Source organism: Vibrio sp. 1401 (genome assembly GCF_033340295.1).
On record NZ_JAWOWF010000793.1, the window covers coordinates 1 to 529 of the forward strand.

Genomic DNA, 529 nt, shown 5'->3' on the forward strand with positions numbered 1-529 from the left:
AGCATCACTGAACTGCATATCGAGATCGATCAGCAATACTTTACTTTTGGCGTAACTTGAAAGTTCAATAGCCGTATTAGTTGCTAAGGTTGTCGCCCCAGAACCGCCTTTGGTATTGATAAATAAGGTCAAATCACCCATTTGCTTATTGGAAACTTTTTCCTCAGCCGTCGATTTCAACAATGGGTATAGCTCGCCGAGTTCAACTGAACGCGAGAAATAATCTGTCGCACCCAGTCGCAACGCCATTTTGAGTGAAGCGGTATCGCTTTCATCACCGAAAACAATTAATGCCGTATGGCTGTGCTGTAAACTACTGTCACTGGAATAAACATGAGCCACTTTTTGCGCCCAGTTTTCCCCGGTTTCAATATAAATTAGATCAGGTATTGATTTGCTCTTAACCAAATCAATATTAAATAAATCCAGCTCTATCCAATCGACATTGACATTGACGCAACCAGATAATTCATCTGCTATATGAAGTTTAAAATTGGACGTAGAATAGACTACCCAAACAATCAAGTTT

General features: G+C 40.1%; 1 protein-coding gene. It reads right to left on the bottom strand.

Annotated features, from left to right (window positions below; genetic code table 11):
* Positions 1-529, bottom strand: a 529-nt coding sequence (locus tag R7Z77_RS28205; protein WP_318137417.1) for an AAA family ATPase, incomplete at both ends; no start/stop codon positions are given.